This window comes from Stutzerimonas stutzeri (genome assembly GCF_000952685.1).
Lineage (GTDB): Bacteria > Pseudomonadota > Gammaproteobacteria > Pseudomonadales > Pseudomonadaceae > Stutzerimonas > Stutzerimonas stutzeri_E.
The window spans coordinates 76,636-91,462 of the sequence record NZ_JYHV01000014.1; the positions used below are offsets into that span (position 1 = coordinate 76,636).

At 60.4% G+C, this 14,827-nt stretch carries 15 protein-coding genes; 9 read left to right on the plus strand and 6 right to left on the minus strand.

Translation table 11 applies throughout. The annotated features are described in order from the left end of the window. Positions 1-26: 26 nt before the first annotated feature. From UF78_RS07180 to UF78_RS07190, 3 genes are read left to right on the plus strand one after another with little or no spacing between them, the layout of a single operon-like run. A complete protein-coding gene (locus UF78_RS07180; RefSeq protein ID WP_045161402.1) occupies positions 27-1,232 on the plus strand; it encodes a CaiB/BaiF CoA transferase family protein in 1,206 nt (401 codons plus the stop codon). A gap of 44 nt (positions 1,233-1,276) precedes the next feature. Then, positions 1,277-2,104, plus strand: coding sequence for an HpcH/HpaI aldolase/citrate lyase family protein (locus UF78_RS07185; RefSeq protein ID WP_045161403.1), 828 nt, complete (start codon positions 1,277-1,279; stop codon positions 2,102-2,104). A 57-nt stretch (positions 2,105-2,161) separates the two neighbouring features. Continuing rightward, positions 2,162-3,151 (plus strand): TRAP transporter substrate-binding protein, encoded by a 990-nt coding sequence (locus UF78_RS07190; RefSeq protein ID WP_045161404.1) that lies wholly within the window; start codon positions 2,162-2,164, stop codon positions 3,149-3,151. Between the two features lie 119 nt (positions 3,152-3,270). On the opposite strand, the gene UF78_RS07195 is transcribed toward UF78_RS07190, so the two are convergent. Further along, positions 3,271-3,678 (minus strand): PA2817 family protein, encoded by a 408-nt coding sequence (locus tag UF78_RS07195; RefSeq protein ID WP_045161405.1) that lies wholly within the window; start codon positions 3,676-3,678, stop codon positions 3,271-3,273. A 186-nt stretch (positions 3,679-3,864) separates the two neighbouring features. Beyond that, entirely contained in the window at positions 3,865-6,312 is a 2,448-nt protein-coding gene (locus UF78_RS07200; RefSeq protein ID WP_045161406.1) for an acyl-CoA dehydrogenase, read from the minus strand. Between the two features lie 273 nt (positions 6,313-6,585). On the opposite strand from UF78_RS07200, the gene UF78_RS07205 reads away from it, so the two are divergent. The 3 genes from UF78_RS07205 to queF all read left to right on the plus strand — a co-directional run bounded on the left by UF78_RS07205 (position 6,586) and on the right by queF (position 9,239). Continuing rightward, positions 6,586-7,518 carry an ABC transporter ATP-binding protein gene (locus tag UF78_RS07205; protein WP_045161407.1) on the plus strand — a complete coding sequence of 311 codons (933 nt, stop codon included), beginning with the start codon at positions 6,586-6,588 and terminating at the stop codon, positions 7,516-7,518. Beyond that, on the plus strand, positions 7,515-8,294 hold the full coding sequence (locus tag UF78_RS07210; protein ID WP_045161408.1) for an ABC transporter permease: 780 nt from the start codon (positions 7,515-7,517) through the stop codon (positions 8,292-8,294). The genes UF78_RS07205 and UF78_RS07210 overlap by 4 nt, the downstream gene beginning before the upstream one ends. A 114-nt stretch (positions 8,295-8,408) precedes the next feature. Then, positions 8,409-9,239 carry an NADPH-dependent 7-cyano-7-deazaguanine reductase QueF gene (gene queF / locus UF78_RS07215; RefSeq protein WP_045161409.1) on the plus strand — a complete coding sequence of 277 codons (831 nt, stop codon included), beginning with the start codon at positions 8,409-8,411 and terminating at the stop codon, positions 9,237-9,239. A gap of 68 nt (positions 9,240-9,307) precedes the next feature. On the opposite strand, the gene UF78_RS07220 is transcribed toward queF, so the two are convergent. After that, positions 9,308-9,574, minus strand: coding sequence for a DUF4404 family protein (locus UF78_RS07220; protein WP_045161410.1), 267 nt, complete (start codon positions 9,572-9,574; stop codon positions 9,308-9,310). A 218-nt stretch (positions 9,575-9,792) separates the two neighbouring features. Here UF78_RS07220 and UF78_RS07225 point away from each other — a divergent pair, with 218 nt between their 5' ends. Next, a complete protein-coding gene (locus UF78_RS07225) occupies positions 9,793-10,494 on the plus strand; it encodes an MlaA family lipoprotein (protein ID WP_045161412.1) in 702 nt (233 codons plus the stop codon). A gap of 79 nt (positions 10,495-10,573) precedes the next feature. Here the strand turns inward: UF78_RS07225 and UF78_RS07230 are convergent, their stop codons facing one another. Continuing rightward, positions 10,574-10,873: a PilZ domain-containing protein gene (locus tag UF78_RS07230; RefSeq protein WP_045161413.1), complete on the minus strand. Its 300-nt coding sequence runs from the start codon at positions 10,871-10,873 to the stop codon at positions 10,574-10,576. Positions 10,874-11,077: 204 nt separating this feature from the next. Between UF78_RS07230 and rssB the strand changes: the two genes are divergently transcribed. Both rssB and rssC read left to right on the plus strand, forming a co-directional pair. Then, positions 11,078-12,262: a two-component system response regulator RssB gene (gene rssB, locus UF78_RS07235; protein ID WP_045161414.1), complete on the plus strand. Its 1,185-nt coding sequence runs from the start codon at positions 11,078-11,080 to the stop codon at positions 12,260-12,262. Further along, positions 12,259-12,741 (plus strand): anti-sigma factor antagonist RssC, encoded by a 483-nt coding sequence (rssC, locus tag UF78_RS07240; RefSeq protein WP_025241276.1) that lies wholly within the window; start codon positions 12,259-12,261, stop codon positions 12,739-12,741. Before rssB ends, rssC begins: the two co-directional genes overlap by 4 nt. On the opposite strand, the gene tal is transcribed toward rssC, so the two are convergent. Next, entirely contained in the window at positions 12,742-13,668 is a 927-nt protein-coding gene (gene tal / locus UF78_RS07245; protein WP_045161415.1) for a transaldolase, read from the minus strand. A 124-nt stretch (positions 13,669-13,792) separates the two neighbouring features. Continuing rightward, positions 13,793-14,803 carry a tRNA dihydrouridine(20/20a) synthase DusA gene (gene dusA / locus UF78_RS07250; protein ID WP_045161416.1) on the minus strand — a complete coding sequence of 337 codons (1,011 nt, stop codon included), beginning with the start codon at positions 14,801-14,803 and terminating at the stop codon, positions 13,793-13,795. Positions 14,804-14,827 lie beyond the last annotated feature (24 nt).

Consider the following 14,827-nt stretch of genomic DNA (forward strand, 5'->3'; position numbering starts at 1 on the left):
CTACGCCGAATTTGCAGGAACCGAACATGAACGACACCCAAGCCAAACCCCGCCCACTCGATGGCATCACCGTGGTTAGCCTCGAGCACGCCATTGCCGCGCCGTTCTGTACGCGTCAATTGGCGGACCTGGGTGCTCGGGTGATCAAGATCGAGCGTCCAGGGGCTGGAGATTTCGCCCGTGGTTACGACGAACGCGTCGATGGCCTGGCCTCACATTTCGTCTGGACCAACCGCTCCAAGGAAAGCCTAACGCTCGATGTGAAACAGGATGCTGCCGGCGAGGTTCTCGAACAACTGTTGAACAATGCTGATGTGTTGGTGCAAAACCTCGCACCTGGCGCTGCGGCGCGCATGGGACTGTCGTTCGAATCCTTGCACGAGCGCTTTCCACGGCTGATCGTCTGCGACATCTCCGGCTACGGCGAAGGCGGCCCTTACGAACAGAAGAAGGCCTACGACCTGCTGATCCAGAGTGAGGGGGGATTTCTCTCGGTCACGGGTGGCCCAGGCGAGACCGAGATGGCCAAGGCCGGTTGTTCAATCGCCGACATCGCCGCCGGCATGTATGCCTACACCGGGGTGCTGTCGGCATTGATGCTGCGTGACAAGACGGGCGAGGGCAGCCGGGTGGATGTGAGCATGCTGGAAAGCCTAGTGGAATGGATGGGCTACCCGTTGTACTACGCCTACGACGGCGCACCGCCGCCACCGCGTGCCGGTGCCGCCCACGCCACCATCTATCCCTACGGACCGTTCCCCGCCGGGGATGGCGGTACCGTGATGCTTGGCCTGCAGAACGAGCGCGAATGGCAGATGTTCTGCGACAAGGTACTGCTGCGCCCTGAACTGGCCGTCGACGAGCGCTTTTCCGCCAATTTCAAGCGTTCGGAAAACCGCTCGGCGCTGCGCACGATCATTGTCGAGACGTTCTCGTCCTTGAGTGCCGAACAGGTGATCGAGCGCCTCGAAGCGGCTTCCATCGCCAACGCCCACGTCAATGACATGGCGAGCGTCTGGGCGCATCCGCAGCTCAAGGCCCGTCAGCGTTGGAGCGAGGTGGAAAGCCCGTCCGGGCGGTTGCCGGCGCTCCTGCCGCCGGGTCGCAATACCGCATTCACGCCGCGCATGGATCCGATTCCCGCGCTCGGCCAGCACACCGATGCACTGCTCGCCGAACTCGGCTATGCGCCAGCCGATATCCAGCGACTCCATGAGCAGGGTGCGGTGTAGCGCTGCGTATAGCCGTCAGAACTTTCAGACTACGAGACCTTTCCATGAACCCAGGCATCATCCGTTCCGCATTGTTCGTCCCGGCCACTCGCCCGGATCGAATCCCCAAGGCGCTGGCGACGGGGGCCGATGCGGTGATCGTCGATCTTGAGGACGCCGTCGCTGAAGGTCTGAAGGCTCAGGCGCGGGCCGATCTGGAGGCTTTTCTCGCGACCGATCCGTCTGCGCGGGTGCTGGTCCGCATCAACGCGCCGGGACATGTGCAGCAAGCCGAGGATCTGAAGCTATGCGCCGCGCACCCAGGTGTTATCGGCATGCTCCTGCCCAAGGTAGAGAGCGCTGATCAGGTCGCGGCGATTGCGGCCGCTGGTAAGCCGGTCTGGCCGATCGTCGAAAGTGCCCGTGGGCTGGCTGGGCTGGCTGAAATAGCGGCGGCCGCCGGTGTCGAGCGTTTGTCTTTCGGGGCGCTGGATCTGGCGCTGGACCTTGGTCTTGCCAGCGGCACGCCGGCCGCTGAGCGCATCCTCGATCAGGCGCGCTATGCGCTGCTGCTGCATTCACGTCTGGCGAATCTGGCGCCACCGCTGGACAGCGTATTTCCGGATATCAAGAACCTGCACGGCCTCGCCCAGGCTGTCGCCGACGCCCGCGACATGGGCTTCGGCGGGCTGCTGTGCATCCACCCCAGCCAGGTGGCTGTGGTGCACGACACGCTGATGCCCGGCGCCGACGAACTGGCCTGGGCTCAACGCGTCCTCGCGGCCGGTGCGTCCGACGGCGGGGTCTTCGTGGTGGACGGGCAGATGGTCGATGCTCCGGTGGTCGGCCGTGCCCGCTGCCTGCTGCAACGTGCCGGGCGGGCGGTTCCCTGACCGTCGCCATCGCCTGCAAACGTACCAACCGACAAAAACAAAAGGGGTACTCGCAAAATGTTGAAAATCAGTCTCAAGGCGCTCGTATGCGCGCTTTCCGTCTCTTTCGTCGGCCTTGTTCAGGCGGAGCCGATCACCATCAAGTTTTCTCATGTCGTAGCGGACAATACGCCCAAGGGGCAGGGCGCCCTGCTGTTCAAGAAGCTCGCCGAAGAACGCCTGCCGGGCCAGGTGAAGGTCGAGGTCTACCCCAACTCGTCGCTGTTCGGCGACGGCAAGGAGATGGAGGCGTTGCTGCTCGGCGACGTGCACATGCTGGCGCCGTCGCTGGCCAAGTTCGAGCATTACGCCAAGGCAATCCAGATCTTCGATCTGCCGTTCCTGTTCGATGACCTGGCCGCTGCCGACCGCTTCCAGAGCAGTCCGCAGGGCCGGGCGCTGCTGACCGCGATGGAGGACAAAAACATCACGGGCCTAGCCTATTGGCATAACGGAACCAAACAGATGTCGGCGAACAAACCGCTGCGCGAACCGAGCGATGCACGCGGACTCAAATTCCGCGTGCAGGCGTCGCAGGTGCTGGAGGAGCAGTTCAAGGCGGTGCGCGCCAACCCGCGCAAGATGAGCTTCGCTGAGGTGTATCAAGGCTTGCAGACAGGGGTCGTGAATGGCACTGAGAACACCTGGTCGAACTACGAGAGCCAGAAGGTGCATGAAGTACAGAAGTACATCACCGAGTCCGATCACGGCCTGATCGATTACATGGTCATTACCAATACGCAGTTCTGGAAAGGTCTACCGGATGACGTGCGCAGCGAACTGGAGCAGGTCATGGTCGAGGTTACCGCCGAGGTGAATCGTCAGGCGGATGAACTCAACCAGAAGGCCAAACGCACCATTGCCGCATCAGGCAAGAGCGAAATCATCCAACTGACCCCGGAAGAGCGCGGCCAGTGGCGCGAGGCGATGCGACCGGTGTGGAAGAAGTTCGAAAACGAAATCGGTGCCGATTTGATCAAGGCAGCCGAGGCGGCCAACCAGCCGTAAATCGAATCGGAGCCGCATGCTGAGACATGCGGCTCCGATTCGGGTCGACAGATGGCTTGACGTTCGTGCGGTCCGCCCAATGTGCGTCGAGGTCGCGCCGAGCGGCGATGGCGGATAACTCAGTGCCGTGGACTCTCTTCCGGCATGCTCAGCAGCTGTTTTTCCATGTTCCAGTCGAACGGCTCGTCGTTCTGCTCGGCGTCGTAACGGCGCTCTTCCAGCTTCTGGAAGATTTCGATCTCCTCGTCCGGCATGAAGTGCAGGCAATCGCCGCCGAAGTACCACAGCAGATCGCGTGGGACCAGATGGGCGATCTGTGGGTAACGGTGGAACACCTGGCAGATCATGTCCTGGCCCATGTGCCGTTCTTCCGGCACGTTCTGTAGGTTCATGATCAGCTCGTCGAAGCGCTCGAGGAACAGCGCATGGCTTTCTTCCGATACCTGCTCGGTTTCACCCATGGCAAGCAAAATGCCACGCAGATGGGCCAGCAGTGCCAGGTTGTGATCGTGATAGGGGTTGGCCATGGTTCACCTGTGTCGGGTTGGGCGCGGGATTATAAGGCGCCGCGCGAGTTATTGGGGGCCTGTCCAATTGACTCGACAGCATCGGCTGGGTTCGGTGCAGGCGATGGAATGGCTGCCTTGCAAGGTGTCTACGGTGCGGTCCGCTGCGGTGTTACGGGGAGATTAGGCTCCCCGTGCGGTGATGGCTCAGCGGATTTTTCCGGGGCTCGGCTCCAGCTCCTCCTTGGCGAAGTCGTCGACGCTGATGACCTTGCGCCGCGCCGCTTCGGCGCGGGTCAGTAGCTGTGTTTCCTGCTCGTCGAGCACTCCGGCTGCCAGGGCCGCGCTGATCGGGTCTTGTCCGGCGGTGGGCTTGAATTCGCCTTTCTTGAGCGCCGCATGCAGCTTCTTCTGCAGCGGTTGCGCGCTAGCCAGTGTGTCGAAGGCGTCCCGCAGCGCGCCGAGGGCCTGATCGGTGCCCTGCGGGCGGTAGACCCCTTCGAGGATCTGCTCGAGAGCCGGGTCGCCTTCGGGACGTCCGAGGATAGCCGCCACCTCGGCTGCCAGCGCATCGGAAGGGCCTTTGTGCCGCGCGCCGAACGGGAAGATCAGGACCTGCAGCACACCGCCGAGCAAACGGTTGGGGAAGTTGGCCAATGTGCCGGCCAACGCCTGCTCCGCTTTGCACAAGCAATCCTCCAATGCCCAACGCAGCAGCGGTGCTTGCTCGGATGGATGGCCTAGGTCGTGATAGCGCTTGAGCGCGGCGGAGGCCAGATACAGATGGCTGAGCACGTCGCCGAGTCGTGCCGACAGGCGTTCGCGGCGCTTGAGTTCACCGCCCAGGAGCATCATGGAAAGGTCGGCGAGCATGGCGAAAGCGGCTGCAATACGGTCCAGCGCGCGGAAATACGGCCGGGTCAGGTCGGTGCCCGGTGCTTTGCCGAACAGGCCGAAGGTCAGCCCGAGCACCAACGTGCTGGCCGTGTTACTGACGGCGAAGCCGATGTGTTGCATCAGCAGGCTGTCGAATTTCTTCACCGCGGCGTCACGATCGGGTTCGTGAACCAGCTCCATCTCGCGCAGCACGAAGGGATGGCAGCGGATCGCGCCCTGGCCGAAGATCATCAGGTTGCGCGATAGGATGTTCGCGCCTTCGACGGTGATGGAGATCGGTGCCGAAAGCCACAGGCGGCCGAGGTAGTTGCTCGGTCCCATGATGATGCCCTTGCCGCCGTGAATATCCATGGCGTCGGTGACGCACTCGCGGCCACGTTCGGTCAGGTGGTATTTGAGGATGGCCGAGAGCACTGACGGCTTTTCGCCCAGGTCGACCGCATTGGCCGTCAGGATCCGGGCGCTGTCCATCAGCCAGGCGTTGCCGCCAATGCGGGCGAGGGGTTCCTGAATACCTTCGAATGCCGCCAGCGGCACGTTGAACTGCTCGCGAATCTGCGCATAGCGGCCACAGACGTAACTGCACGTCTTGGCGGCACTGGCACCGGTCGCCGGCAGCGAGATGGAACGACCGACGGACAGGCAGTTCATCAGCATCATCCAGCCTTTGCCGATCATGTCGCGTCCACCGATGATGGCTTCCAGCGGTACGAATACGTCCTTGCCCCAGTTCGGCCCGTTCATGAAGGCCGCGCCCAGCGGGAGATGACGGCGGCCGATCTCGACGCCGCCGGTGTCGGTTGGAATCAACGCCAGGCTGATGCCGAGTTCTTCCTCATCGCCGAGTAGATGCTCGGGATCGTAGGTCTTGAAGGCGACGCCCAGCAGCGTCGCGACCGGGCCGAGGGTGATGTAGCGTTTTTCCCAATTCAGGCGCAGGCCGATGACTTCTTCACCTTGCCATAGGCCTTTGCAGATCACGCCGCTGTCGTTCATCGCTCCGGCATCTGAACCGGCATAGGGGCCAGTCAGCGCGAAGCAGGGGATGTCCGTGCCGTTGGCCAGGCGCGGCAGGTAATGGTTGCGCTGCTCCTCGGTACCGTAGTGCAGCAGCAGCTCGGCCGGGCCGAGCGAATTGGGCACCATCACGGTACTGGCGAGATCGCCGCTGCGGGTGGCCAGCTTCATCACGACCTGCGAGTGGGCAAAGGCTGAAAAGCCCTTGCCACCGTATTCCTTGGGAATGATCAGGGCGAAGAAGCCTTCGGCCTTGATGTAGTCCCAGGCTTCTTGCGGAAGGTCCAGACGCTGGCCGATGTCCCAGTCATTGACCATGGCGCACAGCGTTTCCGTGGGCCCGTCGATGAAGGCCTGTTCTTCCTCGGTGAGCGTCGCCTTGGGATAGCGGAGCAGGGTGTCCCAGTTGGGCCGACCGCTGAATAGCTCACCGTCCCACCAAACGCTACCGGCGTCGATGGCATCGCGTTCGGTGTCGGAAATCGGCGGTAGGACCTTCTTGAACCAGTCGAACATCGGACCGCTGAAATATTTGATGCGCAGGTCGGTGACCAGCAGCGGCACCGCGACGGCGATCAGCATGAGCCAGAGGATCAACATCAGCCAGGTTGGGGTTTCGTCGGCTGCGCCCATGAGCACCAAATACGCCGCAACGATGGCCAACGCGGGGACGGGTGAGACACGCAGATGGGCGATCACGGCGATGCCGAGCAGTAACACGAGCAACCAGAGCAGGGTCATGTGGTTTCCTTGTTCAGCGAATGGCGTCTTACTTGAGCATAGGCTCTGGATGTAACCCGGAAAAGAGACCGGTTGACGCGATGGGTATCAGATAATGACCGGAGCGGACAAGGCGAGTTCGGAATGACTGGAGTGGGGCACGGCGATCAGGATATCAGCCTCTGTGCTGGCGGTGATTGCTCTCGTTCGTTCTGGTTGGAGTGATCCATCGGTTGCAATTGCGCCGCGGTGCCCTTATCTAATCTGAATCTCTCCGCGTTGTGTGCATTTTTTATGAGTACTGCTCTGTCCATTCGGCAGTTGACCAAGATTTACGGAAATGGCTTCGAGGCCCTCAAGGGTATCGACCTGGATGTGGCTGAAGGCGATTTCTTTGCATTGTTGGGCCCCAATGGCGCCGGAAAGTCCACCACCATCGGCATCCTTTCCACGCTGGTGAACAAGACGGGCGGAACGGTCAACGTGTTTGGCCATGATCTGGATCGCGATCCCTCCGGGCTCAAGCGTTGCCTGGGCGTGGTGCCGCAGGAATTCAATTTCAACCAGTTCGAAAAGGCGTTCGACATCCTCGTCACGCAGGCCGGCTACTACGGCATTCCATCCAAGGTGGCCAAGGAGCGTGCCGAGCAATACCTCAACCAGCTGGGCCTGTGGGACAAGCGCGATGTGTCTTCGCGCATGCTATCCGGTGGTATGAAGCGGCGTTTGATGATCGCCCGTGCGCTGATTCACCGGCCGCGTCTGCTGATCCTCGACGAGCCCACCGCTGGCGTGGATATTGAGTTGCGCCGTTCGATGTGGTCGTTCCTCACCGAGCTCAACCGCGAAGGCATCACCATCATTCTCACCACGCATTATCTGGAAGAGGCCGAGCAGCTGTGCCGCAATATCGGCATCATCGACCACGGCCAGATCGTCAAGAACACCAGCATGCGCGAGCTGCTCAAGCAGCTGCACGTCGAGACCTTCCTGCTGGATCTCAAGGAATCGCAGCTCGTGCCGCCGGAGCTGGGCCATTACCCGGCGAGGTTGGTCGATCACCATACGCTTGAGGTACAGGTGGATAAAAGCCAAGGCGTTACCGACCTGTTTCGAATGCTCTCGGCCCAGGGCATCGAGGTGCTGAGCTTGCGCAACAAGACCAATCGGCTGGAGGAGTTGTTCGTTTCGATGGTGGAAAACAACCTGCCCAAGGTGGCCAAATGAACGCGGAATTCCGGCCCAATCTGGTTGCTCTGCAAACCATCGTCCATCGCGAGATTCGTCGTTACACGCGCATCTGGCCGCAGACCTTGCTGCCTCCCGCGATCACCATGGTGTTGTACTTCGTCATCTTCGGAAATCTGATCGGCGAACGGATCGGTGAGATGGGCGGTTTCACCTACATGGAATACATCGTGCCGGGGCTGATCATGATGTCGGTGATCACCAATTCCTACAGCAATGTGGTGTCGAGCTTTTTCAGCAGTAAATTCCAACGCTCTATCGAAGAACTGCTGGTTTCGCCGGTGTCGCCGCATGTGATTCTCATCGGTTTTGCGCTGGGCGGGATCACCCGCGGGCTAGCGGTTGCGTTGATCGTCACGTTGCTATCGATGTTCTTCACTGACCTGCAGGTCCATCATCTGGGCGTGACGCTGCTGGTGATCACGCTGACCTCGACGATCTTCGCTCTGGGCGGTTTCATCAACGCGGTGTTTGCGCGCAATTTCGATGACATCTCGATCATTCCGACCTTTGTGCTGACGCCCTTGACCTACCTGGGTGGTGTCTTCTATTCGATCACGCTGCTGTCGCCGTTCTGGCAGACCTTGTCGCTGGCCAACCCCATCCTGCATATGGTCAATGCGTTCCGCTACGGCATTCTCGGGGTATCGGACATCCGCATTGGGATCGCGATCAGCTTTATGGCGGTGGCTGCGGTAGTGATGTACCTGTGGTGCATCCGCTTGCTCAACAGCGGCCGTGGAATGCGTCAATAACTCATGAGGCTGGGCTCCCGCCTGGCCCGTGACGATGCCAGCGGGGGGATTGCGCGGTGATAAACGTGGCGGGAACCGATACACTTGCGGTCATTTTTCGTACAGGTTCCTTTCATGCAGCACCCCGCCGAACTCTCGCCGCTGGGCAAGTCCAGCGCTTATGTCGCGACTTACAGCCCGGAGCAGCTATTTCCGATTCCCCGCGCGCCCAAGTGGGCTGAATTGGGGCTGACAGCCGACACCTTGCCCTATCGCGGCGTGGACATCTGGAATTGCTACGAGCTGTCCTGGCTGCTGCCGTCCGGCAAGCCCGTGGTCGCCATCGGTGAGTTCAGCATTCCAGCGGACTCGCCGAATATCATCGAATCCAAGTCGTTCAAGCTCTATCTGAATTCACTGAACCAGTCGGTGTTCGACAGCCGAGAGGCCCTTGTGGAGGTCATGACGAGGGATCTGTCGGCCGCGGCCGGCAAGCCGGTCGGCGTGCGCTTGCGGACGTTGGAGGAGGTTGCCCGGGAGGGGATTGCATCGCCGGCGGGGCGCTGCATCGATGAGTTGGATATCGCCATCGAACATTACGACTCGCCACGAGCCGATCTGTTGAGCTGTGACCCGGGCCGCCGGGTCGAGGAGTGCGTCTTCAGCCATTTGTTGAAATCCAACTGCCCTGTTACCGGTCAGCCAGATTGGGGGACGGTGGTCATCCAGTACCGTGGCGCGGCGCTGGATCACGGCAGTTTGCTTGCATATCTGGTGAGCTTCCGCCAACACGCGGACTTTCATGAACAATGCGTGGAGCGCATCTTCCTCGACTTGCAGCGGTTGCTGACGCCGGAACAGCTGAGCGTCCATGCCCGCTATGTCCGCCGCGGTGGGCTGGATATCAACCCCTACCGCAGCACCGATTTCGACGCGCCGAGCAATGGACGGCTGGTCCGGCAATAACAGGCGAACGCTTGAGCGTGGTTCTCCACGCTCCTCGATGGCTTCGGGGTGGTTGGCTGCGTTTCCGCTCAGATTCCCATATTGGCCAACGTCTGCATGATGTTGCGCAATGTCATGGCGGTATTGGGATGGCTGACCTCGAAACGCTCCACCGCCAGGTTGACGCCATCGACCAGCGAGTCGTTCTGGTCCACTACGCCCTGGTTCGCCAGGCGAAGCTCGATGTCGTGGGCGATCGCCTGTAGCGATGCGCGCTCGTCTTCGGTCAGCGGTGTGTCCTGGGCCAGCTGACTACGCAACTCGGCAAGCTGCGACTGCAGATCATGTTCCGGCATATTGCATCCCTCTGTGGTTTCGGGGCGACGAGTCGCCAGCAATCGATAAATGAAGGGTAAACCAGCGGTTTGGCATTGTCTTTTCTTTGATGACACACAAAGCCGTGAAGTTCGTTGCCGTTCCGCATGTCCGGGCGCTGCCGGAAACGGATGGAAAGGATTTATACTGCTGCGCTTTGATGGGCAGACGCCACCATTCGAATAAGGGGAAGGCCGTGATGCGACTGATCGATAAGGACTGGATCGGATATTTCAGAATGACCCTCGTTGCGGCGCTGACGCTGGTTGGCGCTTCGTCTCTCCAGGCAGCTGAGGAAGATCCCTGGGAGGGCGTCAACCGTGTGGTGTTCAGGTTCAACGACACGCTCGACACCTATACCCTCAAGCCGCTTGCGCAGGGCTACCAGAAGGTCACGCCGAACTTTCTCGAAGACGGTATAGGCAACGTGTTCAGCAACCTTGGCGACGTGGTGGTGCTGACCAACGATTTGCTGCAAGGCAAAGTCCGTGATGCCGGCATCGACACGAGCCGCATCCTGTTCAATAGCACCTTCGGCGTGCTGGGCTTCTTTGACGTCGCGACCCGCATGGGCCTGCAGAAGAACGACGAGGACTTCGGCCAGACCCTGGGCGCCTGGGGGCTGGGCAGCGGCCCCTACGTCGTGCTGCCACTGCTTGGGCCGAGCACTGTGCGCGACGCGGCGGGGCGTGTACCCGATTCTTTCCTGCAGCCCTATCCCTACATGGATCACATCCCGACCCGCAACGTGACGCGCGCGGTGAACGTGGTTGACCTGCGCGCCGGTCTGCTCTCGGCCGAGAAGATGATTACTGGCGACAAATACGTCTTCGTCCGCAATGCTTATTTGCAGAACCGTGAATTCCGCACAATGGACGGCCAGGTCGAAGACGACTTCTGATCGAGGCGGGCATCCTGGCCCGCTCTGCCAGCCCCACGCATTGGGCTGTGGGGCCTGAATCATACAATTCGTGACCCGCTTAGCTCATCGAAAGGATGGCCAGCCCCAGGCTCTGCCGCCCGTCTTCGTGGGTGTCGACCCGTACCACCTCGGTTTCCGCCTCCAGACCCTTCAGCTCCTTGTGTTCGGAAGGGATGTGCACCTGAACCTTGTCGCCGATTTGCAGGTGTGTCGCTGCAAGCACCTGCATGCCGGTGCTTGAAAGATCCTGGCCGATCGCGTCGTAGTGGTGCCCGTTATGGGTGAGGGTGATCGCGGTCTCGATCTGCATGCGGATGAAATCGCGTTTTTCGCTGTAGTCCCGATCACTCTGGGTCATTGTTTCGTCCTCTGAGTTCTGCTTGCGCTCGTTCTTATAACGCCCGCCAATTCGGCCTGTAAAGCACAGACGGAGCGGCGGTGCTCGGCTTGAAACGCAGTTCGTATGGGAGTACCGTCTGCGCCTTGAAAAGATCCCTTGCCCAGCGCCCGCGCGGGGCCGATGCTTTCGCCAATCATCCTGGCGATACCGCCTGGTAGGAACATGCACAACCCAAGCGCGACCCTGCTGATCATAGATGACGACGATGTGGTACGAGCCAGTTTGGCCGCCTATCTGGATGACAGTGGTTTCAAGGTCCTGCAGGCGCCCAATGGGCGGCGGGGCATGGAGCTGTTTGACGCCGAGCGTCCTGACTTGGTGATCTGCGATCTGCGTATGCCGCAGATGGATGGCCTGGAGCTGATCCGGCTGATCAGCGAGCGTCAGGTCGACCTTCCGGTTATCGTCGTGTCCGGCGCCGGTGTGATGAGCGATGCGGTGGAAGCCCTGCGTCTGGGTGCGGCCGATTACCTGATCAAGCCTCTCGAAGACCTGGCGATGCTGGAACATTCGGTTCGCCGGGCGCTCGATCGCTCACGCTTGCGCCTGGAGAACCGACGCTATCGTGAGCAGCTGGAAACGGCCAATCGCGATCTGCAGGCCAGCTTGCACCTGTTACAGGAAGATCAGGATGCTGGTCGCCAGGTACAGATGAACATGCTGCCGGTGACGCCGTGCAGCCTCGACGATTTCAACTTCGCCCATCAGATCATTCCGTCGCTTTACCTTTCCGGTGATTTCGTCGACTACTTTCGCGTCGACGAGCACCGCATCGGCTTCTATCTGGCCGACGTTTCTGGCCATGGAGCCTCTTCGGCATTCGTCACGGTCCTGCTGAAGTTCATGACCACGCGCTTGCTGTACGAGTCTCGGCGGGGCGGAACTCTGCGTGCGTTCAAGCCGTCCGAGGTGCTCGATCACATCAACCGTGGGCTGATCAACTGCAAGCTTGGCAAGCACGTGACGATGCTGGGTGGAGTGATCGACCAAGAGCGCAACGTGTTGCATTACAGCATCGGTGGGCACCTTCCGATGCCGGTGCTCTACACCGGCGAAAAGGCTAAATATCTCGAAGGGCGGGGCTTGCCGGTTGGCCTGTTCGTCGAGGCGACCTACGATAATTATGAAATCGAACTCCCGGAGTCGTTCAGCCTGACGCTGCTTTCCGATGGCATCCTGGACCTTTTGCCGGGCGACGCCCTCAAAGATAAGGAAGCAGGATTGCCCGGCCTGATTTGCGAAGCAGGCGGTACGCTGGAAGGACTTCAGCGAGTATTTGGCTTGGCCGATCTAGAGGATATGCCTGATGACATCGCGTTGCTGGTATTGAGCAGGAACCTTGCATGAGCACTGGTAAAATCCAGTTCGCTGAGCAGGACGGTACGTTCGTTCTCAAGTTCGTCGGCGAAATCCGCCTGACACTCTGCTCGGCGTTGGATGCAACGATCGAGAAGATTTTTTCGTCGCTGGATTTCTCATCGATTGTTATCGATCTCACCGAGAGCCGTAGCATCGACAGCACGACGCTTGGACTGCTGGCCAAACTCTCGATTCTCTCGCGACAGAAGGTCGGCATGTTGCCGACGCTGGTAACCACGCACGCCGACATCACCCGTCTGTTGCAGTCGATGGGCTTCGATCAGGTATTCAATATCGTCGACCAGCCGCTGCCATCGCCTGAACAGCTCGCTGATCTGCCGAGCCAGGACCAGTCGGAAGAAGTGGTGAAGAACAAGGTACTTGAGGCTCACCGCATCCTGATGAGCCTCAATGAATCCAATCGCGAGGCGTTTCGCGACCTCGTGACGGCGCTGGAACGCTCCTGATCAGCGCTTTGCCTTCAGCAGCGCCTCGAGCTTCTCCTGATCGCGCGCGAACTGGCGAATACCCTCGGCTAGTTTCTCTGTCGCCATCGGATCCTCATTCAATCCCCAGCGGAAGCCGTTTTCATCCAATGCGATGCGCGGCTCCGATGCGCGATCCGGCGAGAGCTTGCGCTCCAGCGGCCCTTCGTCCTGAGCCAGCTGGCTGAGCAGTTCGGGGCTGATCGTCAGGCGGTCGCAGCCCGCCAAGGCTTCGATTTGACCGGTATTACGGAAGCTCGCCCCCATCACCACGGTCTTGTAGCCGTGCGCCTTGTAATAGTCGTAGATACGGCTGACTGACTGCACGCCTGGGTCTTCATTGCCTGTGTAGTCTCGACCTTCGTTCTTCTTGTACCAGTCGTAGATGCGACCCACGAACGGCGAGATGAGAAACACACCGGCTTCGGCGCAGGCCACGGCCTGGGTAAAGCAGAACAGCAGGGTCAGATTGGTCTGGATGCCGGACTTTTCCAGGTGTTCGGCGGCACGGATACCTTCCCAGGTAGAGGCCAGCTTGATCAGTACGCGATCACGGGATACGCCCGCCTGCTCATACAGACCGATCAGGCGCTCGCCGCGCTGGACCATCGCCTCGGTATCGAAGGAAAGCCGTGCATCGACCTCGGTGGAAATGCGCCCGGGAATCAGCTTGAGCACTTCCTGGCCGACCGCAACGGCAAACAGGTCGCAGCCCAGACCGATATCGCCAGCGCAGCGCGACATTGCTGAGTGCAGATGTTCGGCGTAGCGGGGCAGGGCAGCGGCCTTGAGCAGCAGCGATGGGTTGGTGGTGGCGTCTACCGGTTGCAGACGGGCAATGGCATCGAGATCGCCAGTGTCGGCGACAACGGTGGTGAACTGCTTGAGGTGTTCCAGCTTGGATGTCATGGGGGCGCTCTATCCTCTGAGTTGGCATGACCTTAACCCGAGGCCACCGAGCCGCTCAATAAGCGGATGGTTCGGGCGGACTGCACTTGGATTGAAAATGTACCCGGGTGTTCCTTGAATATTATCAGTGGCCTTCGAGCAGGCTGGTCGCCTGATCCAGCAGGGCCAAAGGCTCTTTGGCTTTGTGGATATCGACTGAGAGCAGTTGGCGAAAACGCCGTGCGCCGGGGAAGCCTTGGCCGAGGCCCAATACATGACGAGTGATGTGATGCATCGAACCGCCAGCATCTAGATGCCGCTGAATATAGGGTCGCATCCGCCGCAGCGCATCGGCGCGGCTGATGACAGGTTCCTGGCTGTTGAATAACCGGGCGTCCACCTGCGCCAGCAGATAGGGGTTGTGATATGCCTCGCGGCCGAGCATCACGCCATCGAAGCGTTGCAGATGCGCTTCGCATTCATCCAGTGTTTTGATCCCGCCGTTGAGGATGATTTCCAGATCCGGGAAATCCTCTTTGAGCTGGCCCGCGACGTCATAACGCAGGGGCGGGACTTCGCGATTTTCCTTTGGCGACAGCCCTTCGAGAATGGCAATTCGCGCATGCACGGTAAAGCTGCGGCAGCCAGCCTCGCGTACCTGACCAACGAAATCGCAGAGCTCGGCATAGCTGTCGCGTCCGTTGATGCCGATTCGGTGCTTGACCGTTACCTCGATCCCGACGGCATCTCGCATCGCCTTTACGCAGTCGGCGACCAATGCCGGATGCCCCATGAGGCAGGCACCGATCAGATTGTTTTGCACGCGGTCACTGGGGCAGCCGACGTTGAGGTTCACTTCGTCGTAATTCGCCGCTTCGGCCATTTTCGCGCAGGCCGCCAGTTCCGCCGGTACACTCCCGCCGAGCTGTAGCGCGAGGGGGTACTCCACCTCGTCGTGACGCAGAAAGCGCTCGGCATCGCCATTGATCAGCGCGCCGGTGGTAACCATTTCGGTGTAGAGCAGGGCATTGCGGGAAAGCTGCCTCAGAAAATACCGGCAATGTCTGTCTGTCCAATCCATCATCGGTGCCACGGAGAAGCGACGGGACGGTGAGGGGCGCATGGTTGCCAGGTTTGGTGCAGATGTCAGCAGCATAGTCGATGTCTTTAGTCGGCCTGT